At 61.5% G+C, this 18,505-nt stretch carries 16 protein-coding genes and 1 other RNA gene; 1 reads left to right on the top strand and 16 read right to left on the bottom strand.

Features of this window, described 5'->3' with window-relative positions; genetic code table 11:
* Positions 1–254 precede the first annotated feature (254 nt).
* From ACE3SE_RS05855 to rnpB, 14 genes are all read right to left on the bottom strand, one after another.
* Positions 255–1,277, bottom strand: coding sequence for an SIS domain-containing protein (locus ACE3SE_RS05855; protein WP_374554214.1), 1,023 nt, complete (start codon positions 1,275–1,277; stop codon positions 255–257).
* Complete coding sequence (gene nagA, locus ACE3SE_RS05850; protein WP_374554213.1) at positions 1,258–2,379, bottom strand: N-acetylglucosamine-6-phosphate deacetylase; 1,122 nt, start codon at positions 2,377–2,379, stop codon at positions 1,258–1,260. The genes ACE3SE_RS05855 and nagA overlap by 20 nt, the downstream gene beginning before the upstream one ends.
* On the bottom strand, positions 2,376–3,110 hold the full coding sequence (locus ACE3SE_RS05845; protein WP_374554212.1) for a GntR family transcriptional regulator: 735 nt from the start codon (positions 3,108–3,110) through the stop codon (positions 2,376–2,378). The genes nagA and ACE3SE_RS05845 overlap by 4 nt, the downstream gene beginning before the upstream one ends.
* A gap of 464 nt (positions 3,111–3,574) precedes the next feature.
* The gene (gene yedA, locus ACE3SE_RS05840) at positions 3,575–4,447 is read right to left on the bottom strand and encodes a drug/metabolite exporter YedA (protein ID WP_045845799.1); all 873 of its coding nucleotides are present in this window, start codon (positions 4,445–4,447) and stop codon (positions 3,575–3,577) included.
* 113 nt (positions 4,448–4,560) lie between these two features.
* Positions 4,561–5,229 carry a protein TolQ gene (gene tolQ / locus ACE3SE_RS05835; RefSeq protein WP_082086339.1) on the bottom strand — a complete coding sequence of 223 codons (669 nt, stop codon included), beginning with the start codon at positions 5,227–5,229 and terminating at the stop codon, positions 4,561–4,563.
* A gap of 28 nt (positions 5,230–5,257) precedes the next feature.
* On the bottom strand, positions 5,258–5,842 hold the full coding sequence (locus ACE3SE_RS05830) for an L-threonylcarbamoyladenylate synthase (RefSeq protein ID WP_374554211.1): 585 nt from the start codon (positions 5,840–5,842) through the stop codon (positions 5,258–5,260).
* 80 nt (positions 5,843–5,922) lie between these two features.
* Positions 5,923–6,651 (bottom strand): substrate-binding periplasmic protein, encoded by a 729-nt coding sequence (locus ACE3SE_RS05825; RefSeq protein WP_131357166.1) that lies wholly within the window; start codon positions 6,649–6,651, stop codon positions 5,923–5,925.
* A 39-nt stretch (positions 6,652–6,690) separates the two neighbouring features.
* The gene (locus ACE3SE_RS05820) at positions 6,691–6,903 is read right to left on the bottom strand and encodes a hypothetical protein (RefSeq protein ID WP_374554210.1); all 213 of its coding nucleotides are present in this window, start codon (positions 6,901–6,903) and stop codon (positions 6,691–6,693) included.
* A gap of 149 nt (positions 6,904–7,052) precedes the next feature.
* Positions 7,053–8,330 carry a phosphoribosylamine--glycine ligase gene (gene purD, locus ACE3SE_RS05815; RefSeq protein ID WP_045845801.1) on the bottom strand — a complete coding sequence of 426 codons (1,278 nt, stop codon included), beginning with the start codon at positions 8,328–8,330 and terminating at the stop codon, positions 7,053–7,055.
* Between the two features lie 73 nt (positions 8,331–8,403).
* A complete protein-coding gene (locus ACE3SE_RS05810) occupies positions 8,404–9,249 on the bottom strand; it encodes a hypothetical protein (protein WP_374554209.1) in 846 nt (281 codons plus the stop codon).
* Between the two features lie 75 nt (positions 9,250–9,324).
* Positions 9,325–10,902: a bifunctional phosphoribosylaminoimidazolecarboxamide formyltransferase/IMP cyclohydrolase gene (purH, locus tag ACE3SE_RS05805; protein WP_062790014.1), complete on the bottom strand. Its 1,578-nt coding sequence runs from the start codon at positions 10,900–10,902 to the stop codon at positions 9,325–9,327.
* Positions 10,903–11,046: 144 nt separating this feature from the next.
* On the bottom strand, positions 11,047–11,283 hold the full coding sequence (locus ACE3SE_RS05800; protein ID WP_045845804.1) for a helix-turn-helix domain-containing protein: 237 nt from the start codon (positions 11,281–11,283) through the stop codon (positions 11,047–11,049).
* An 86-nt stretch (positions 11,284–11,369) separates the two neighbouring features.
* Positions 11,370–12,392 carry a tRNA dihydrouridine synthase DusB gene (gene dusB, locus ACE3SE_RS05795; RefSeq protein WP_374554208.1) on the bottom strand — a complete coding sequence of 341 codons (1,023 nt, stop codon included), beginning with the start codon at positions 12,390–12,392 and terminating at the stop codon, positions 11,370–11,372.
* 143 nt (positions 12,393–12,535) lie between these two features.
* Positions 12,536–12,898: RNase P RNA component class A (rnpB, locus tag ACE3SE_RS05790), an RNA gene on the bottom strand.
* A gap of 108 nt (positions 12,899–13,006) precedes the next feature.
* Here rnpB and ACE3SE_RS05785 point away from each other — a divergent pair.
* A complete protein-coding gene (locus ACE3SE_RS05785; protein ID WP_374554207.1) occupies positions 13,007–16,174 on the top strand; it encodes a bifunctional diguanylate cyclase/phosphodiesterase in 3,168 nt (1,055 codons plus the stop codon).
* Here the strand turns inward: ACE3SE_RS05785 and uriT are convergent.
* Positions 16,153–17,556: a uridine transporter UriT gene (uriT, locus tag ACE3SE_RS05780; RefSeq protein WP_374554206.1), complete on the bottom strand. Its 1,404-nt coding sequence runs from the start codon at positions 17,554–17,556 to the stop codon at positions 16,153–16,155. The two genes, ACE3SE_RS05785 and uriT, sit on opposite strands and share 22 nt — an antisense overlap.
* Positions 17,553–18,497, bottom strand: a complete 945-nt coding sequence (uriH, locus tag ACE3SE_RS05775; protein ID WP_374554205.1) for a uridine-preferring nucleoside hydrolase UriH — start codon at positions 18,495–18,497, stop codon at positions 17,553–17,555. Before uriH ends, uriT begins: the two co-directional genes overlap by 4 nt.
* Positions 18,498–18,505: the final 8 nt, after the last annotated feature.

The following is an 18,505-nucleotide window of genomic DNA, read 5'->3' as shown; positions in this document are numbered from 1 at the left end:
GCCGTTATCGGCCAATGACGATGTGCAGACATGGGGGGCGGCACCATGGATGCCGGGCCTGCACGGGGATGACGGGACAACATCGGACACCTCCTGTCGGGTCAGGAGTGGCCGATGGGGTGGCGGGACTCCTGCGGCTCAGTCCATGCCGGTGCCGCCGGGCCGCCTGACGGCCCGGATGGCACCTTGCACGGCGACAAGCCGTAACGGTTTGGCAATGGGCCACCTGGTGGTGGCCGGGTTCAGGGCAGCGCTCAATGCGTACGGGTAACCTTGGACAAATGACGCGGGGTGTCAGGATTGAGCCCACGTGCTTCGGACAGCTGCGCCGCCATCAGGTAGAAACTCTGGATAGCCAGCAAGGGGTCCAGCGCCTCATCGTCGGCCACGCTCAGCGTCAGGTCGCGACTGGCTACCGTGTCTGGTGCGGCAAGCAATACCCGTGCGCCACGACCGCGCATTTCCGCTGCCAGATCGATCAGGCCTTGCTGTTCCGGGCCACGTGGCGCAAACACCAGCAGCGGATAACCTTCGTCGATCAGGGCCATCGGGCCATGCTTGATTTCTGCACCGGAGAAAGCCTCAGCCTGGATGGCACAGGTTTCCTTGAACTTGAGCGCCGCTTCCAGCGCCACGGCAAAACCCAGCCCGCGCCCCACCACCATGATGCGTTCGGCACCGGCCAGAACAGGAAGGGCTGCGCGCCAGTCCTGACGGCATGCTTGTTGTAACTGTGCGGGTAGCTGGTCCAGTGCCTGCAGCAACGTGGCATCGCCCTGCCAGTGCGCTACCAGACGGGCTACAGCGGAAAGCGAAGCGATATAGCTCTTGGTGGCGGCCACGCTCTTTTCTTCACCGGCACACAGCGGCAACGACCATTCGCAAGCTGCCGCCAGCGGCGATTCATGCTTGTTGACCAGGGCGACGGTGCGCGCACCGGCAGCGGCCAGGCGGCTCATGGTGTCGATCAGGTCCGGGCTCTGGCCGGACTGGGACAGAGCAACTGCCAGCTGGCCCTTTACCGCCAGCGGGGCGTGGTGCAGGGTGACCAGCGACATGGGCAAGGACACCACCGGCACGCCCAGGCGCTGCATGGCCAGGTAAGCAAAATAACTGGCAGCATGGTCCGAGCTGCCACGCGCTACCGTCAGTGCCAGCGTGGGCGGGGTGGTGGCCAGTTCACGGCCCAGCACGGCCAGGCCTTCATCCGCATACATGTGTTGGGCGGCCACGGCATCCGCAGCGGACAGTGCTTCTTCATACATCAGAGACGACAAGGTGTTCCCCTTCCAGATAGACATCCAGCAAATTCAGCTCGGCATCCAGCACCAGCACATCGGTCCATGCCCCGGTTTGCAAACGGCCACGGTCGGCATGGCCCAGATAATCGGCCGGGTACAGCGACAACCGGTGCGAGGCCTCGGCCAGTGGCAGGCCGATGGACACCAGATTGCGCAAAGCCTGATCCATGGTCAGCGTGCTGCCGGCCAGCGTGCCGTCGGCCAGCCGCACCCCGCCCAGGCATTTGTGCACGGTATGTGAGCCCAGCTTGTATTCACCATCCGGCATGCCGGCTGCGGCAGTGGAGTCGGTCACGCAGTACAGCCGCGGAATGGCGCGCAAGGCGGTGCGGATGGCACCGGGATGCACATGCAGCAAATCGGGAATCAGCTCGGCGTATTCCGCATGGGCCAGCGCCGCCCCCACCATGCCCGGCTCGCGGTGATGCAGGCCGGTCATGGCATTGAACAAATGGGTAAAACCGGTGGCACCTTGCTGCAAGGCCTGCACGCCATCCTCATAACTGCCCAGGGTGTGGCCGATTTGCACCCGGATGCCGGCATCGCTCGAAGCACGGATGATGTCCATGTGGCCGGGAATTTCCGGTGCCAGTGTCAGCAGCGCAATCGGGGCCAATTGAGCCAGTTTTTCGATTTGCGACAGCACGGCCTGACAGGCATCGTCCGGTTGTGCGCCCAGCTTGCCGGGGTTGATATACGGGCCTTCCAGATGCACGCCCAGCAAGCGGGCACTGCCGCTGGCGCGCTGGCGGCAAGACGGCCCCAGTGCTGCCAGTACGTTTTCTATCTCGTCCATGGGGGCGGTCATGGTGGTGGCCAGCATGGCGGTGGTGCCATGGCGGGCATGCAGCCGTGCCACCGATTCGGCCGCCTGCCCCCCCTCCATGATGTCCACTCCACCTCCGCCATGTACATGCAGGTCGATAAAGCCGGGCAGGATGTAGCGTGCCGCCGTGCCACTACCCGGCAGGCTGCCGTCCAGGGCGGCAATGCGGCCATCCGGCCCGGTTTCCAGCCTGCCATCCCGCCAGCCATCGGCAGTCAGGATGCGGCCCTGCAGTACATGTCGTGTCGTCATCGTCTCAGTTCAGCTACAAAGTCGTAATAATCATTACGGCAATAGGTATCAGTCAGTTCTATCGCCTGGTTATCGGTGTTGAAGCCGATGCGGGTGATCAGCAACATCGCCTCGCCCTGCCGGATGCCGGCCAGCGCTGCAATCTCGGCCGAGGCATTCACTGCGCGGATATGCTGCAAGGCGCGCACCACGGCATGACCGGCACTGTCCAGGTAGGCATACAGCGAGTTGCCCACTTTATGTGGCTCGGGCAAAACGGCTACTGGCAATGTGGTCATCTCTATTGCCATCACTACCCCGTCTGCCAGGCGCTGGCGCTTGAGCCGCGCCACCTGCGAGGTGGGGGACAAGCCCAGCTTGATCACCTCGTCATTGCTGGGCGGATGAATGCCGCGCTCCAGCCATACCGAGGAAGGTTCGAAGCCGCGCTGGCGCAATTGCTCGGTAAAACCCACCAGCCGTGACAAGGGCTGTTCCAGTCTTGGTGTGATGAAAGTGCCGGAACCATGCCGGCGCCGGATCAGCCCCTGCTCCAGCAACACATCCATCGCCTTGCGTGCCGTCACCCGCGAGATGCCCAGCTCCTCGGAAAAGGTGCGTTCGGATGGCAGGGCTTCGTCTGCCTGCCACCAGCCGGCATTGATGGCTTCGGCCAGTTTGCGGGCAAGCTGCAAATACAGCGGCGTGGTGGACTCGCCTTCCGGCTTGAGTGCACTCCATCGGTTTTCCATAAGCGGTCTGCAACTGGTCTGATTGGTAACACGGCGAATATCGCATTCCTTGCCCTGCAAGACCACACCCGTCATGGCTGCAAAATTAATACCACTTAAATACCACGTCAATACCAATTGCACGATAACCCTGCCAAATGTCAGGAAGTGACGCGACCGGAATACAGGAAATACAGAAAGCCAGGCAGTACAGAGGGTCAGGACAAGACTGGTGAGGAAATCAAGAGACCGACAAAGTGGTATTGAAGTGGATGTTTTTTGCGACTAAAACGTGGATAGCATCGTGAATGTGTCATGACTGGCCAGACAGACAGTCTCAAGCAGCCAGGTGCAGCACTGTGGCGTAGCACGGGCTGCAGGCCAATTGCCGTAACGTCGCCAGAAAACCACAGTGAAACTGGCGCAATGCAACAGGGGCCGCGAAGGGCCCCTGTCTGGATGAGGACAAAGTCGCGGCGACGACTTTATTTGCGCCAGCTGATCAGGACCACGCCGGAGAGGATGATCACCATGGCCAGCACTTCCTGCTGACCGACATGCTCACCCAGCAACAACATGCCCAGCAGGACGGCGATGATGGGATTGACATAGGCATAGCTGGTGGCAGCGGCCGGTGACACGGTTTTCAGCAGGTGCAGATAGGCACTGTAGGCCACCATGGAACCGAATACCGACAGGTAGGCAATGGCGGCCCAACCTTGCCATGACGGCATCGCTGTCAGCTGTTCGCCGGTGGCGGCACTGCCCAGCAACAAGGCCAGGCCACCGAAAATCATCATCCAGGCACTGCCCATCGGCCCCTTGGGCTGAACAATCACCCGGCTCCAGGCCGAACCCAGCGCCCAACCGGCAGAAGCGAACAGCAGCCAGAACGCCCCCATCGGGCTGGCACGCAGATTGGAACCCAGGTTCAGCACCAGCATGCCCAGCATGCCCAGCGCGATACCTGCCCACTCGCGACCACGTGCACGCAAGCCAAAACAGAAACGGCCAAACAGCACGGTGAACAGGGGTACGGTGGCCACCACCAGCGCCGCCACTCCGGATGACACCTGTTTTTCCGCCAGCGTGACAAAACCATTGCCGATGGCTGGCATCAACACGCCCAGAATGGCTGCGCCACGCAACTCCTGCCGGCTGGGCAAACGATGGCCGCGCAGCAGCAGGAAGGCCAGCATCACGCTGCCGGCAAACAGAAAGCGCAGACCGGCCATCATGAAAGGCGGCCAGGATTCGATACCGATGCGTATGAAGAAATAGGTCGAGCCCCAGATCACGTACAGGGCAAAGAAGGCTGACAAGGTCAGCAAGGACAGCGCGGCGGGACGGGCAGACATGGCGGACTCGGGGTGGGTGGTCGTCCACCATGCCTTCGGCCTGCAAAAAACTCAAGCACCGGCAGGGAAAGCTCTGTTCTTCAGCCAGAACAATCCCCTGCCTCCGGTGGGGATCAGCGGGTGGCCAGCCGTTGCAGGATGTTGGAAAACTCTTCCATATAGGTGTCGAAGCGGGTAGCCAGACGGTCCACATCGGTGGCAAAGCGGTTATAGGCCACCACCGCCGGAATGGCAGCAAACAGGCCAATGGCGGTAGCCACCAGCGCTTCGGCAATACCCGGTGCCACGGTGGACAAGGTGGCCTGCCCCACATTACCCAGCCCGATAAAGGCATGCATGATGCCCCACACCGTGCCAAACAGGCCGATATAGGGACTGACCGAGCCTACTGTTGCCAGGAAAGAAGTATGGCTGTCAAGCGCATCCAGTTCGCGCTGGGCGGCAGCGCGCATGGCACGGCGCGAACCATCCATGATGTCCGACAGCTCGGCCCCCGTACGGCCACGCAGCTTGAGGAATTCGGCAAAACCGGACTGGAAGATGCGCTCCATGCCCACGCTGTCGTTGCGGCGGTTGGCGTCTTCATACAAACGGTTCAGGTCGGCCCCGCTCCAGAAATTGCGTTCGAACTCGTCGCTGTGGCGACGCGCGGCACGCAATACGGAAATCTTGTTGAAAATCAGCGCCCACGACAGCACCGACACCAAGGCCAGGCCTGCCATGACCAGCTGCACCACCAGGCTGGCATTCATCACCAGGCTGAATATGGAAATCTGCTGCACGATGTTTCCTTGTCTGAATTAAAACGGCCTAGCGCAATACACGGCCGCTGGTGAAATCAATGATGGTGGATGGCTTCCTGCGTTTGCCTATCCGCCCCGGCAGGGTCAGTACCGCGCTGCCAAATGCCATGCGACAAGCCCGTGCTGTCTTTAACGCACGTTGCCCGGCGCGGTTGGCAGAAGTCGACACCAGCGCACTGCCCACAGCCCGGCACAGGGCGGCTGCCTCGCCATGGGCAGTAATGCGCACGGCGATCTTGTCATGCCGGCCACGCAGGGCCGGTGCCACCTTGCGCGAGGCCGGCAGCAAAAAGGTATAGGGACCGGGCCAGTAACGGCCAAGTTCCGCCCATTGTGCGGCAGAAAGCGGCTTTACCAGATGACGGATCTGGGCGACGTCAGCGGCTATCACGATCAGGCCCTTGTGATTCGGCCTTGCCTTGATGGCCAGCACCCGCCGGATTGCCCTGACATCCTGCGGCAGGCATCCCAGCCCGAAACAGGATTCGGTGGAGTAGGCAATCACCCCTCCCGCGCGCAAACGCGCGCGCGCCTGCATCAGCAGGCCTGCCTTGGGCAGACGGTATGGCGAGGACAAGCAGGAAGACGGCATGCAGGTTGACAAGGTGTTGAAGCGAAGCTGCCATTGTAGCGGCAGCGCGGCACCGGATGAAACCGCGATCTGCAGTCCGCTCACTCTTTCTGGTTAATATATTTGGCGTAGAGGTGTGCCAGCGTGCCGTCGCGCTGCATGCTGCGTAGCTGATCATTCAATTGCTGTATCAGGGCGTCCGGCATGCCAGGATTGCACGCCAGATAAAGCATGGGGGTGTTGAATGTGAGGATGGGATGAAGCTGGGTGACTTTCTCTCTGGCCAGCAAGGCTGCACCAGGATATTTCCCGGTGGCCCAGAAGTCGATGCGCCCCGCCAGCAGCTTCTTGATATTGAGCTGGTCGGTGCTGGCCAGATCAACATCGAATCCGCGATCAATCAGGAACTGGGCAGTGGCGTCACCGCTATACCCGCCTATCTTGAAACGTCTGGCTTCTTCCAGTGACTTGATGGCATGACGGCTATCATTTCTGCCATAGAGTACCCAGGGATTATCAACCAATGGTCCAACCCATTTGAACTGCTGCTCGCGTGCTGCGGTACGCGCGGTGGAATAAAGGCAGGTATTGCTTTCCAGTATGGTCAGGTTGAGTGCACGAACCCATGGCAGCATTTCGATGCCATAGTTGATACCGGCACGGCGAAACGCTTCTTGCAAGACATCGGTGGACATACCGCTGATGCGGCCCCCACTGCCCATCATGTTGAAGGGGGGGTAATCCTCGGTGAGGATGCGCAGCGGCGGGGCTGCCGTGGCAGCAAGGCTGCCGGTCAAGAATATGCTGGCAAGGAGCAGACGGATGGACATGGCAGCGACTCCCGGATGTCAGCGACATTTGCAGTCTAGTCAAGCCTGCGGGGGCCTGCCATAAAGGTCGGTTTTTTGCTGTGTTACCGCGGCCTGCGGCAAGGCACGCCAGGCACAACAGCGCGAGACCTGGACCGGGCTGCGGAACTGGCGCAGCCAGTAGCTCACCCGGCAGCAGCAACGGCGGGCATGGCGCAACAGCGCCTGAGCACTGGACAGCAGCGATGAGGGCTTGGGAAGCGATGCAGACATGGTGGACACCTGCTATACGATGACTGACAAGCAGAATGTAGTGCTCGGTCAGTCAAAATCGCATAGAAATGGCCATGCAGGACATCAAAAACAGATAAAGAAAAACGGCACCCACTGGGTGCCGTTGTCTGCCATGCTGCCAATCCGGCTTACTTGGGACGATTGATTGCCTTGCTGCCGATATCGCGGCGCAGCTGGCTGCCATCAAAATGGATGGCATCCGCCACCGCATAGGCTTTTTGCTGCGCCATCTTCACGCTGTCGCCCAGTCCTACCGCGCACAGCACGCGGCCGCCATTGCTGACTACCTGCTTGCTGTCGTTGAACGCCGTACCGGCATGGAACACCATGCTGTCTTCGGTTTCCGCCGGCAGGCCGGTAATGACGTCGCCCTTGCGCGGGGCATCCGGGTAGCCGGCGGCAGCCAGCACCACGCCCAGCGCCACGCGGCGGTCCCATTCGGCTTCCACCTGATCCAGCTTGCCGTTGACACCGGCTTCCAGCAGCACGGTGAAGTCCGACTTCAGACGCGCCATGATGGGCTGGGTTTCCGGGTCGCCAAAGCGGCAGTTGAATTCGATGGTGAACGGGTTGCCGTCATGGTCGATCATCAAACCGGCATACAGGAAGCCGGTGTAGCTGTGGCCGTCCTTTTTCATGCCTTGCACGGTGGGCAGGATGATTTCGCGCATCACGCGGTTATGCACCTGCGGGGTAACCACCGGTGCCGGGCTGTAGGCACCCATGCCGCCGGTATTGGGGCCCAGGTCGTTGTCCAGCAGGCGCTTGTGGTCCTGGCTGGTGGCCATCGGCAACACGTGGTCGCCATCCACCATCACGATGAAGCTGGCCTCTTCGCCTTGCAGGAAGTCTTCGATCACCACGCGCGCACCGGCGCTGCCCATCTTGTTGCCCACCAGCATGTCGTCGATGGCGGCATGGGCTTCGTCCAGCGTCAGTGCCACCACCACGCCCTTGCCCGCAGCCAGGCCATCGGCCTTGATCACGATAGGCGCACCCTTGCCGGCCACATAGGCATGGGCTTCAGCCGCATCGGTAAAGGTCTGGTAACCGGCGGTGGGAATGCCATGGCGCTGCATGAAGGCCTTGGCAAAATCCTTGGAGCTTTCCAGCTGGGCACAGTACTGGGTGGGGCCGAAGATCTTCAGCCCGGCAGCACGGAAGGCATCCACCACACCGGCAGCCAGCGGGGCTTCCGGGCCGACCACGGTCAGCTGGATGTCTTCACGACGGGCAAAGTCAACCAGCGCCTCGTTGCCGCTCAGCTCGACATTGGTGAGATTGGGGTCCAGCGCGGTACCGGCATTGCCCGGTGCCACAAATACCTTGGAGACGCGATTGGACTTGGCAATACGCCACGCCAGTGCGTGTTCGCGGCCACCGGAACCGATTACCAACACTTTCATCTTGCGAGATCCTTCATCGTTAGCGGCAGCATGCGGCTGCCGTCATGGAGCGACAGGCCCTGTCGGGCTGCGCTCAGAATTGTACATTCAGATTGGCAGGGAACGGATAAATCCCGCTGCCTGCATCGGGAAGCAACTGCGCGTGCTGGCTGATTTTCTTGCCGTCGATCAGCCCTTGCCATTGCACATCCAGCGGATAAAAGCGCGCATCAGGGCCTGTCACGGGCTGCCACTGCCAGCGGGCTTGCACGTCGGTCACCGCCGGGCAACCATCACAGCCGGCATCACCGCACACGCCCTTGTTGTCGGCCTGTTCGGTCAGATGCCCCATGCTGCGGATATCCGTGGCGGTGGCGTGGAAAAACTCCACCGTGCTGGCGGTATAGCCTTGCTGCAGGTAGCTGCTGTGCAAGGTCCAGCCCCATTCATGCGGGCCCAGCTGGACCACGCGTGCGCTGGCTGCCATGCCGTTGGTGCCCATTTCCAGCTGCTTTTCCGTTTGCAGCACGTATTGGCCGTTCTGCAATACAAACAGCAGCAGGCGGCTGATGCCGGAGGCAGCAAAGCTGTCCATGCCCTCGCCAGCCGAATCCGCCGTATCCGCCACAAAGGTGGTCAGCAACAACTGACGGCCCTGGCCGTCCCGGGCCAGTTGCAGGGGCCCGAAGGTACCGACAAACGGGCCTGCGCTGTTGCTGGCCTTGGCGTCCAGCTTCCACTGGCCGGGTTTGGCAGCGGTCTGCATGTTCTGCGTGCTGCGATACACCGCCAGCGCCTGCTCGGCCAGCCGCTTGAGGTCGGGAGTCTGGGCAAGCGGGGCCGGAGCCGGCGTCGGGGCCGGCTGTTCCAGCCAGTACACCGTGGCAGCCACGCCGAATAGCAGCACAATCAGCAGCATGATCCTGGTGGTCTTGTTCACGGTTTCTCCGGCGGGCAGCAAGGCAAGGTACTGCGCACCTCCCCGATGCAGCCTGCACGGGGAGGCAGTCCGCGCTTAGTGACGGAAGTGACGCACGCCGGTCAGTACCATGGCAATGCCGTGCTCGTCGGCGGCGGCAAACACTTCTTCGTCACGCATGGAGCCACCCGGCTGGATGATGGCCTTGATGCCCTGCTCGGCAATCACGTCGATACCGTCGCGGAAGGGGAAGAAGGCATCACTGGAAGCCACGGCACCTTGCAGGCTCAGGCCGGCATCCTGCGCCTTGCGGGCGGCGATGCGGGTGGAGTCCACACGGCTCATCTGGCCGGCACCGATACCAGCGGTCTGACCGTTGCTGCAGAACACGATGGCATTGGATTTGACGAACTTGGCCACGCGCCAGGCGAACAGCAGGTCGGACATTTCCTGCGGGGTGGGTTGACGCTTGGTCACCACGCGCAGTTCGTCCAGTGCCACATTGCGGATGTCCGGGGTCTGTACCAGCACGCCGCCGCCCACGCGCTTCAGTTCGAAGCGGTTGGCACCGGTTTCCAGCGGGATTTCCAGTACGCGCACATTCTTCTTGGCGGCGATGATGGCCTTGGCTTCTTCGGTGAAGGACGGGGCAATCAGCACTTCCAGGAATTGGCCGGTCACGGCTTCCACGGTTTCGGCATCTACCGGGCGGTTGAAGGCGATGATGCCGCCAAAGGCGCTGGTGGTGTCGGTGGCAAAGGCCAGCTTGTAGGCGCTCAGGGTGTCACCGGCCACGGCCACGCCACAGGGGTTGGCATGCTTGACGATGACGCAGGCGGTCTGGTCGAAGGTCTTGACCGCTTCCCAGGCGGCGTCGGCGTCAGCGATGTTGTTGTAGGACAGTTCCTTGCCCTGCAGCTGACGGTAGGCGGCGATGGTGCCGGCTGCCGGGTCCAGGTCGCGGTAGAAAGCGGCGGACTGATGCGGGTTTTCGCCGTAGCGCATGTCCTGCACCTTGACGAACTGGGCGTTCAGGCGGTTCGGGAAAGCCACGCGTTCCGGCTTGCCGCTCACCACGCCATCGGCCAGGCTGGTCAGGTAGTTGGAGATGGCACCGTCGTAAGCGGCGGTGTGGGTGAAGGCCTTCTTCGCCAGTTCGAAGCGGGTGGTCTTGGCCAGCTTGCCGTCATTGGCCTTCAGTTCGGCAGTCAGCGCAGCGTAGTCGGCAGCGTCGGTGACGATGGCGACGTGGGCCCAGTTCTTGGCAGCAGAGCGCACCATGGTGGGGCCGCCGATGTCGATGTTTTCGATGGCGTCTTCCAGCACACAGTCCGGGTTAGCGATGGTGGCTTCAAACGGGTAGAGGTTCACACACACCAGGTCGATGTTGCCGATATCGTATTCGGCCATCTTGGCTACGTGTTCCGGCAGGTCGCGACGGCCCAGAATGCCACCGTGCACCTTGGGATGCAGGGTCTTCACGCGGCCATCCAGCATTTCCGGGAAGCCGGTGTAATCGGACACTTCGGTCACCGGCACGCCGTTGTCAGCCAGCAATTTGGCGGTACCGCCGGTCGACAGGATATGCACGCCCAGTGCGGCCAGTTCCTGTGCAAATTCCAGAACACCGGTCTTGTCGGATACGCTGATCAGCGCGCGTTCGATTTTGGTCATGTTTCTCTACCACCTTGGCTAATGAATGAAAAAGCTGTTTTTACTGTGGCCTGATGCCCGCACCAGGCCGTATGCGGCTTGCCCTGCCTTGCCGGCAGGCACAAAAAAACCGGCCATCCTGTGTGGGGCATGGCCGGTTTATCTTCATATCAAATCATACGACTTCATTTTTTTACGCAGGGTGTTGCGATTGAGCCCAAGCAGCTCTGCCGCCCGGGTCTGGTTGCCCTGCGTGTGGGTGAGCACCACCTCGATCAGGGGTTTTTCCACACAGGCCAGCACCATATCGTAGATCGAGGCAGGTATTTCGCCGTCCAGATCACGGAAGTATTGTTCCATCGCCAGCCGCACCGACTGGGAAATATGTTCGTTGTTTTGCATGTTTATTGTTCTGTCTTCAACATATGGTGTGAACGCTGTGTACTGCACTGTAGCCCGCCCCCGGGCCTCCTGCTGCTGGCTGCCGGTCAAGCCGACACCGTCTCTTCGGCCAGCTCGTCCAGGTATTCCAGGTGTTCCGACAAGCTTGCCAGCTGATCGAAATAGCCTGCCACCGCCTGGCGCTGGCTGCCGGTTTCTTCCAGCTGGTACATGGTCTGGCGAAACTCATTGGAGCCCCTCAGCCCCCTGGTGTACCAGGCAATGTGCTTGCGGGCGATGCGACAACCCGAATACTCGCCGTAAAACCCGTACAAATCATCCAGATGCTCCAGCAACAGCTGGCGGATTTCCGTCACCGTGGGTGGCGGCAGGCATTCACCCGTTTCCAGGTAATGCTGTATTTCGCGGAAAATCCACGGCCGCCCCTGCGCCGCCCGGCCTATCATCACCGCATCGGCACCGGTGTACTGCAATACCTGCTGCGCCTTTTGCGGCGTGTCGATGTCGCCGTTGGCAATCAGCGGAATACCGATGCTGGCCTTGACCGCGCGGATGGTGTCGTATTCGGCAGCACCGCGATACATGTCTTCACGGGTGCGGCCATGCAGCGCCAGCGCCGCGATGCCGCAGTCCTCGGCCAGCCGTGCAATGCGCAAGGCATTGCGATGCTCGGGACTCCAGCCGGTACGGGTTTTCAGCGTCACCGGCACATCCACTGCCTTGACCACCGCGTCCAGAATGCGGCCCACCAGTGCTTCGTCACGCAACAGGGCCGAACCGGCCGCCACATTGCATACCTTCTTGGCCGGACAACCCATGTTGATGTCGATGATCTGCGCGCCCTGCTCCACATTGATGCGTGCGGCTTCCGCCATCTGGGCCGGGTCCGAACCGGCAATCTGCACCGAAATCGGCTCCACTTCGCCAGTGTGGTCGGCCCGGCGCAAGGTCTTGGCCGTCGCCCACAATGACTTGTTGGACGTGATCATTTCCGACACCGCCATGGCTGCGCCCATTTTCTTGCACAGCATGCGAAACGGACGATCGGTCACACCCGCCATGGGAGCGACGATCAGCCGGTTTTTCAGGGTGTAAGGACCAATGCGCATCAGGTGTTCTGCGGTCAAACAAGCAAAAGGGCGGCCATTGTAATGCTTTTTTTTTAAGCAGTAAAAACCTTTTTGCTTATTTTTTGAGCAAGATCGATAGCGAGAAGAAATGGTACTGACGGGTACTGCGAGAAGGGGTGGGGATTGGAAGTCAGCCGATAAGCCGGGTTCTGTCGTTGGACAGTCATTCCTCTAGTACTGCCGTTACCGACAGTCTCAAGCAACCTACCCGGGGACAACGCGAGCCACGTTAACGCCCCCCTATTTGGTCTTGCTCCTGATGGGGTTTAGCCTGCCGTCCGTGTTGCCACGTCCGCGGTGCGCTCTTACCGCACCTTTTCACCCTTACCTGTGCTGACAAGTCAGCCATCGGCGGTTCAGCTCTCTGTTCCACTTTCCGTCGCCTCACGGCGCCCGGCCGTTAGCCGGCATCATGCTCTGCGGAGCCCGGACTTTCCTCCCCGCCCCTGCTTGCGCAGCAGCGCGGCGACTGTCTGTCTGACTTCCAACCGGCGATTTTACCTGAAGCAGATCAAAGTTGTGGCACTTTCTTTCCGGCACCCCCATGACATTCATTTATACTGGCCGGCCATTTTTGTGGAATCCGTTTATCAATGCTGCGCAACCAGGCCAGACTGTGGCGTTTGCAGTTATTAGGCACCCTGCTGATCATCTTCTTGCTGGCCATGACCCTGGCCACCTACTTCCTGCTTGCCAGCCGGACGGATTACCATGCGCGCCAACAACAGGTGGAACGCGATGCCTACCAGCATGCACGTGCCTACCTGCAATCGTCGTCAGAGCAGACCAGCCACATCCTGCTGGCCATGCGCAGCCGTGCCCGCGAGGACATGCGCCAGCAATTGCGCGTCCAGGTGGACCAGGCCTACCTGCTGGCCCAGCGCATCTGGGAGCATGAACACCAGCGCCTGCCGGCGGCCGAGGTAAAGGCGCTGATCGTGACGGCGCTGCGCCCGCTGCGTTTTTTTGACGGCCGGGGCTATTTTTTCATCGACACCATGGATGGCCGCTGCGTGCTGCTGCCCACGGTGCCGGACCGCGAAGGTAGCTCCTTGCTGGATAACCGCGACGATCAGGGGCATTACATCATGCAAACCCTGATTGCCTCGGTGCGTGGCCCGCAAGCGGCGGGTTTCTCCACTTATCGCTGGTATCTGCCCGGCACCCGGCAGATGGCGGACAAGATTGCCTACGCACGGCACTTTGCCCCTTATGACTGGTTGATCGGCAGTGGCGAATACCTGGCCAATGTGGAAGCCGAACTGCAGCAACAGGCCTTGACCCTGCTGGCGAGCAGCCAGCCAAACGGGGACAAGGACGACCTGATGGTGATTGACGAGCGCGGCGTGCTGCGACTGTATCTGGCGCAGCCGGACTTGCAGGGCAAGCACTACCAGTCGCTGCCCGAGCCTTTGCGCAGCCGGGCACGCGAAGCCATGCAGCTGGGCAGCAAGGGCGGCTACCTCAGCTACAGCGTGCCGCAACCGGACAAGCAGCAGGCGGTCAGTCATCTGGCTTATGTACACCGCCTGCCGGGCTGGAACTGGACGCTGATCAATGCCATGCATGTGCAGTCGATCCAGGTGGAGAACCAGCAGGCCAGCACCTTGCTGGAAGCCCAGTTGCTGCAGCGGATCAAGGCCACCGTGCTGATGACGTTACTGGCCATGGGCTGTGCCAGCCTGCTGTACTGGTTTTTCAACCGCTGGATCAACGCACTGCTGGCGCGTTACCAGGATGATTTGCGCCGCAGCCATGCCGAGCTGCAAGCCAATAGCCGCGAGCTGAAGCTCAGCCACTTCATGATCGACCACGCCACCGACATGGTGCTGCTGCAAGACAGCCACGGGACACTGGTGTATGCCAACCGGGCGGCGCGGGATTATCTGGAGCAAGACGAGGCCCATCACCGGCAACTGATGTCCATCCTGTCCACGGCCGGAGATCACGCCCTGCCGCACAGTTTTGAAACCCGGCTGGAAAATGCCGATGGGCACCAGCACCTGGAAGTGACGCTGACCGGCCTTGCCTATCAGGATGAGCATTATCTGTGCGCCACCGCACGCGATATCAGCCAGCGCCACCATGCGGCACGTCAGCAACGCCTGGCGGCGCGGGTGTTCGAATCCAGCAATGAAGCTATCCTGATCACCAGCGCCGACAACCGCATTCTGGCCGTCAACCATGCGTTTACCCAGATTACCGGCTATAGCGAACAGGACGTGCTGGGCCGTACCCCTGCCCTGCTGGCATCCGGCCAGCACAATGCCGATTTTTACAAGCAGATGTGGCATAACCTGAGCCAGCGCGGGCAATGGTCCGGAGAAATCTGGAACCGGCGCAAAAACGGGGAAACCTACCCGGAATGGCTGAATATCAGCGTGCTGACCGACGAACAGGGCAACATCACCCACCATGTCGCCCTGTTCAACGATATTTCCGAACGCAAGGCGCATGAGGCACGCATCCAGCATCTGGCGGAATTCGACGCGCTGACCGACCTGCCCAACCGCATTCTCATCCACGACCGCCTGCAACAAGCCATTCGCCAGGCCGAGCGACTGGCCGGCAAGCTGGCGGTGCTGTTTGTCGACCTGGACCACTTCAAGAACATCAATGACACCCTGGGCCACAACAAGGGTGACGAGTTGCTCAAGCAGGTGGCCAGCCGCCTGTGCGGTGCAGTGCGCGAGCTGGATACGGTGGGCCGCACCGGCGGCGACGAGTTTGTGCTGATTCTGTCGGCCATCAGCCAGCCAGACGAAGCGGCACAGGTGGCAGAACGCATCCTGCGTGCGATGCAAACCCCGTTTGATGTGGGCGGTGCCTCGCTGGTGGTCGGCTGCAGCATCGGCATCAGCCTGCTGCCCGACGACGGGCAGGATATCCAGACCCTGCTGATGAATGCCGACCTGGCCATGTACCATGCCAAATCCCAGGGCCGGAATACCTTCCGCTTCTACACGCGGGAAATGAACAGCCAGGTGGCCGAGCGCCTGCAACTGGAAAACCGTCTGCGCCATGCACTGGAGCAAAATGAGCTGTTCCTGCTGTTCCAGCCGCAATACGACATCAACAGCCATGCCCTGATCGGCTGCGAAGCACTGGTGCGCTGGCAGCACCCGACCGATGGCCTGATCATGCCTTCCCGTTTCATTCCGATTGCCGAAGACAGTGGCCTGATCGTCCAGCTGGGACGCTGGGTATTGCGTGAGGCCTGCCAGCAAATGGCCAGGTGGCAGGCACAAGGCCTGCCCCTGCCCAAGATGGCGGTGAATGTGTCGGCACGACAACTGGCCCGTACCGACTTTATTGACGACGTCCGTGCAGCCTTGCAGGCCAGCGGGCTGCCCGGCCATTACCTGGAAATCGAGGTGACCGAAAGTACGCTGATGGAAGATGCCAACCTGGCCGCCCGCCAGCTGTCCATCCTCAAGGCCATGGGCGTGCGGCTGTCGGTGGATGATTTCGGTACCGGTTATTCCAGCCTGGCCTACCTGAAACGGTTTGCACCGGACACCATCAAGATTGACCGTTCCTTTGTCTGCGAATTACCCGGCGACAGCGAAGACGCCGCAATCGTATCGGCCATCATTCACCTGGCACGGGCACTAGGCATGAACACGCTGGCCGAAGGCGTGGAAACCGACGCCCAGCACCAGTATTTGCGCAAGCTGGGCTGCGGTGGTGTACAAGGCTATCTGCTGGGACGGCCACAAACAGCCAGCAAGCTGGAAAGTCAGTTCGACGCGACCGTGTGATGAGCAGCAGGCTCGACTGCAGCCAGTTCTGCCGCGCCGGGACGTGGAATCAGCAAGGACACCAGCCATGCCAGCATCAGAACCGCCAACCCCAGCAGCATGCCGCCAGCCGGGCTGGTTTGATAGGCCATGGCCGGCAGCAAGGCAAAGCTCAGCCCGGCCCCCAGATTGAACGCACCGGCATTCAGGCCGGGCAGCAGGCCCGGTGCATCGGCCGGTGACAGTACCACCCCCAGCCCATTGAGAATGATGTTGGCGGTGCCGGCATAAGCCACCCCCGCCAGCACGGTGGCAGCCACCATCCACCACAGGCTGGACAAGCCGTAGAGCAGCATCAACACGATGGCCAGCATGCTGCCCGCCAGCCCCAGGCGCAGTACCCGGCCATAACCCAGAAGTGGTGCCAGCTGACCGGCCCAGGGCCCTACCAGCCAGCCAATCAGCGCATAGGGGGTCAACAGCAGCCAGGCCGCCTGTTCTGCCGTCAGTCCATGGCCAGCCGTCCCTTGAGCGTGAGACATGACCAGGCCATTGATGATGGCAAAGACCCCGGTCATGGTGAGCACCGTGGTGAGCAGCAAGGCCCACACCCGGCGCTGGCACAGCAAGCTCAGGGCCAGCAATGGCTGCGGGCTGCGCTTTTCCTGATACAGAAACAGCAGCAAACCCAGCACCCCGGCCAGCGCCATGCCAAGCACAGCAGGCCAGCCGCTATCGGCAGCCACCAGCTGCAATGCCCACAGCCAGCAGCCCAGTGTCAGGACCAGGGCAGCTACCCCCGGCCAGTCCATGCGCGACCGTGGCGATGGCCGCGATTCCGGAGCCAGCCAGGCCACCAGCAGACAGGCCAGCGCCGCCACCACGGCGATGCACCAGAACACCGCACGGAAGCCGTACTGGGTGGCCAGCCAGCCGCCAGCAATGGCATCGATGCCGGCAATGCCACCGTTCACGGCCGTTATCACCCCCATCAGCAGCCCGTAGCGCCTTGGTTCATTCACCTCGTGGTACAGCATCAACAGACACACCGGCACCACCGGACCGGACACACCCTGCACCAGCCGCGCCAGCTGCAACACGGTGATGGAGGGTGCCAAAGCGGCCAGCACACTGCCGGCCAGCATCACCAGCAGCATGCCCAGCAACACGCGCCGTCGCCCCAGCATGTCGCCCAACCGTGGCAGGAACAGGGAAAACAGCGCGGCAGCGGTAAAGAATGCAGTTTGCGACAAGCCCACTGCGGCCTCACTGGCCCTCAGCTCCTTGGCCATGGTGACCAATACCGGGCTGAGCATGCTGGCATTGAGCTGGAAGGCCACACAGGCTGCCAGCAATGCGGTCATCAGGCTGACAACCGGCACTTGAGATTTGCCGGCATTCATTGGCCACCCTCCCCGATCTGCCGCAAGGCCGTTTCCACCATGCGCCAGAACGCCGTGTGGTCCAGCTTTACCGCAACCTGGGTGTGGCAGTCGGGCGGAGGCGGGGCGCGGAAATCCGCCACCGTCATGCCCAGCGTCAGCGCGCCCTGCAGCTCCACATCCAGCGGCACCTTGCGTACCGTCATCACCTGCGGGTCGATCACATAAGCCACCGCGCAGGGGTCGTGTACCGGGGGCCAGGCAAAACCCTGTTCACGGCGGTAAGTCTCGCCAAAGAACAACAACAGTTCCTGCACGAAGCGGGCCGGACGGGTTGCCAGTGCGGCAATGCGTGCCTGCACTTCAGACGTAGCCAATGCCTGGTGGGTGAGGTCCAGCCCCACCATGGTTAGCGGCCAGGGGGTGTTGAATACGATGTGCGCGGCTTCAGGGTCGATCTTGATATTGAATTCAGCCACTGCGCTCCAGTTGCCGGTGTGATAGCCGCCACCCATCAGCACCACTTCCCGCACCCGCCCGGCAATGCGTGGCTCCTTGCGCACGGCCAGTGCGATATTGGTCAGCGCACCGGTTGGTACCAGGGTAATTTCGCCCGGCGGGTGCGTCATGATCAGTTCAATGATCAGGTCCACCGCATGCCGGGAATCTGTCTGGCGAGTGGGTGGCGGCAGCACCGGACCGTCCATGCCGCTGTCGCCATGAATGGATGGTGCGATTTCGCGTGGCCGTACCAGCGGACGGTCACATCCGGCTGCGATGGGAACATGGATACCGGCGATTTCGGCCACCGCCAGTGCATTGCGCGTCACCTTTTCCAGCGTCTGGTTACCGGCCACCGTGGTGACGGCCAGCAGCTCAATGGCCGGGCTGCCATGCGCCAGCAGCATGGCAATGGCGTCGTCGTGACCCGGATCACAATCGAGAATGATTTTTTGGGGCATGGGAGGTC

It is taken from the genome of Aquitalea pelogenes (assembly GCF_041914625.1).
GTDB lineage: Bacteria > Pseudomonadota > Gammaproteobacteria > Burkholderiales > Chromobacteriaceae > Aquitalea > Aquitalea pelogenes.
Note: the sequence above shows the minus strand (reverse complement) of the source record. Positions and strands in the feature narration are given on the sequence as shown.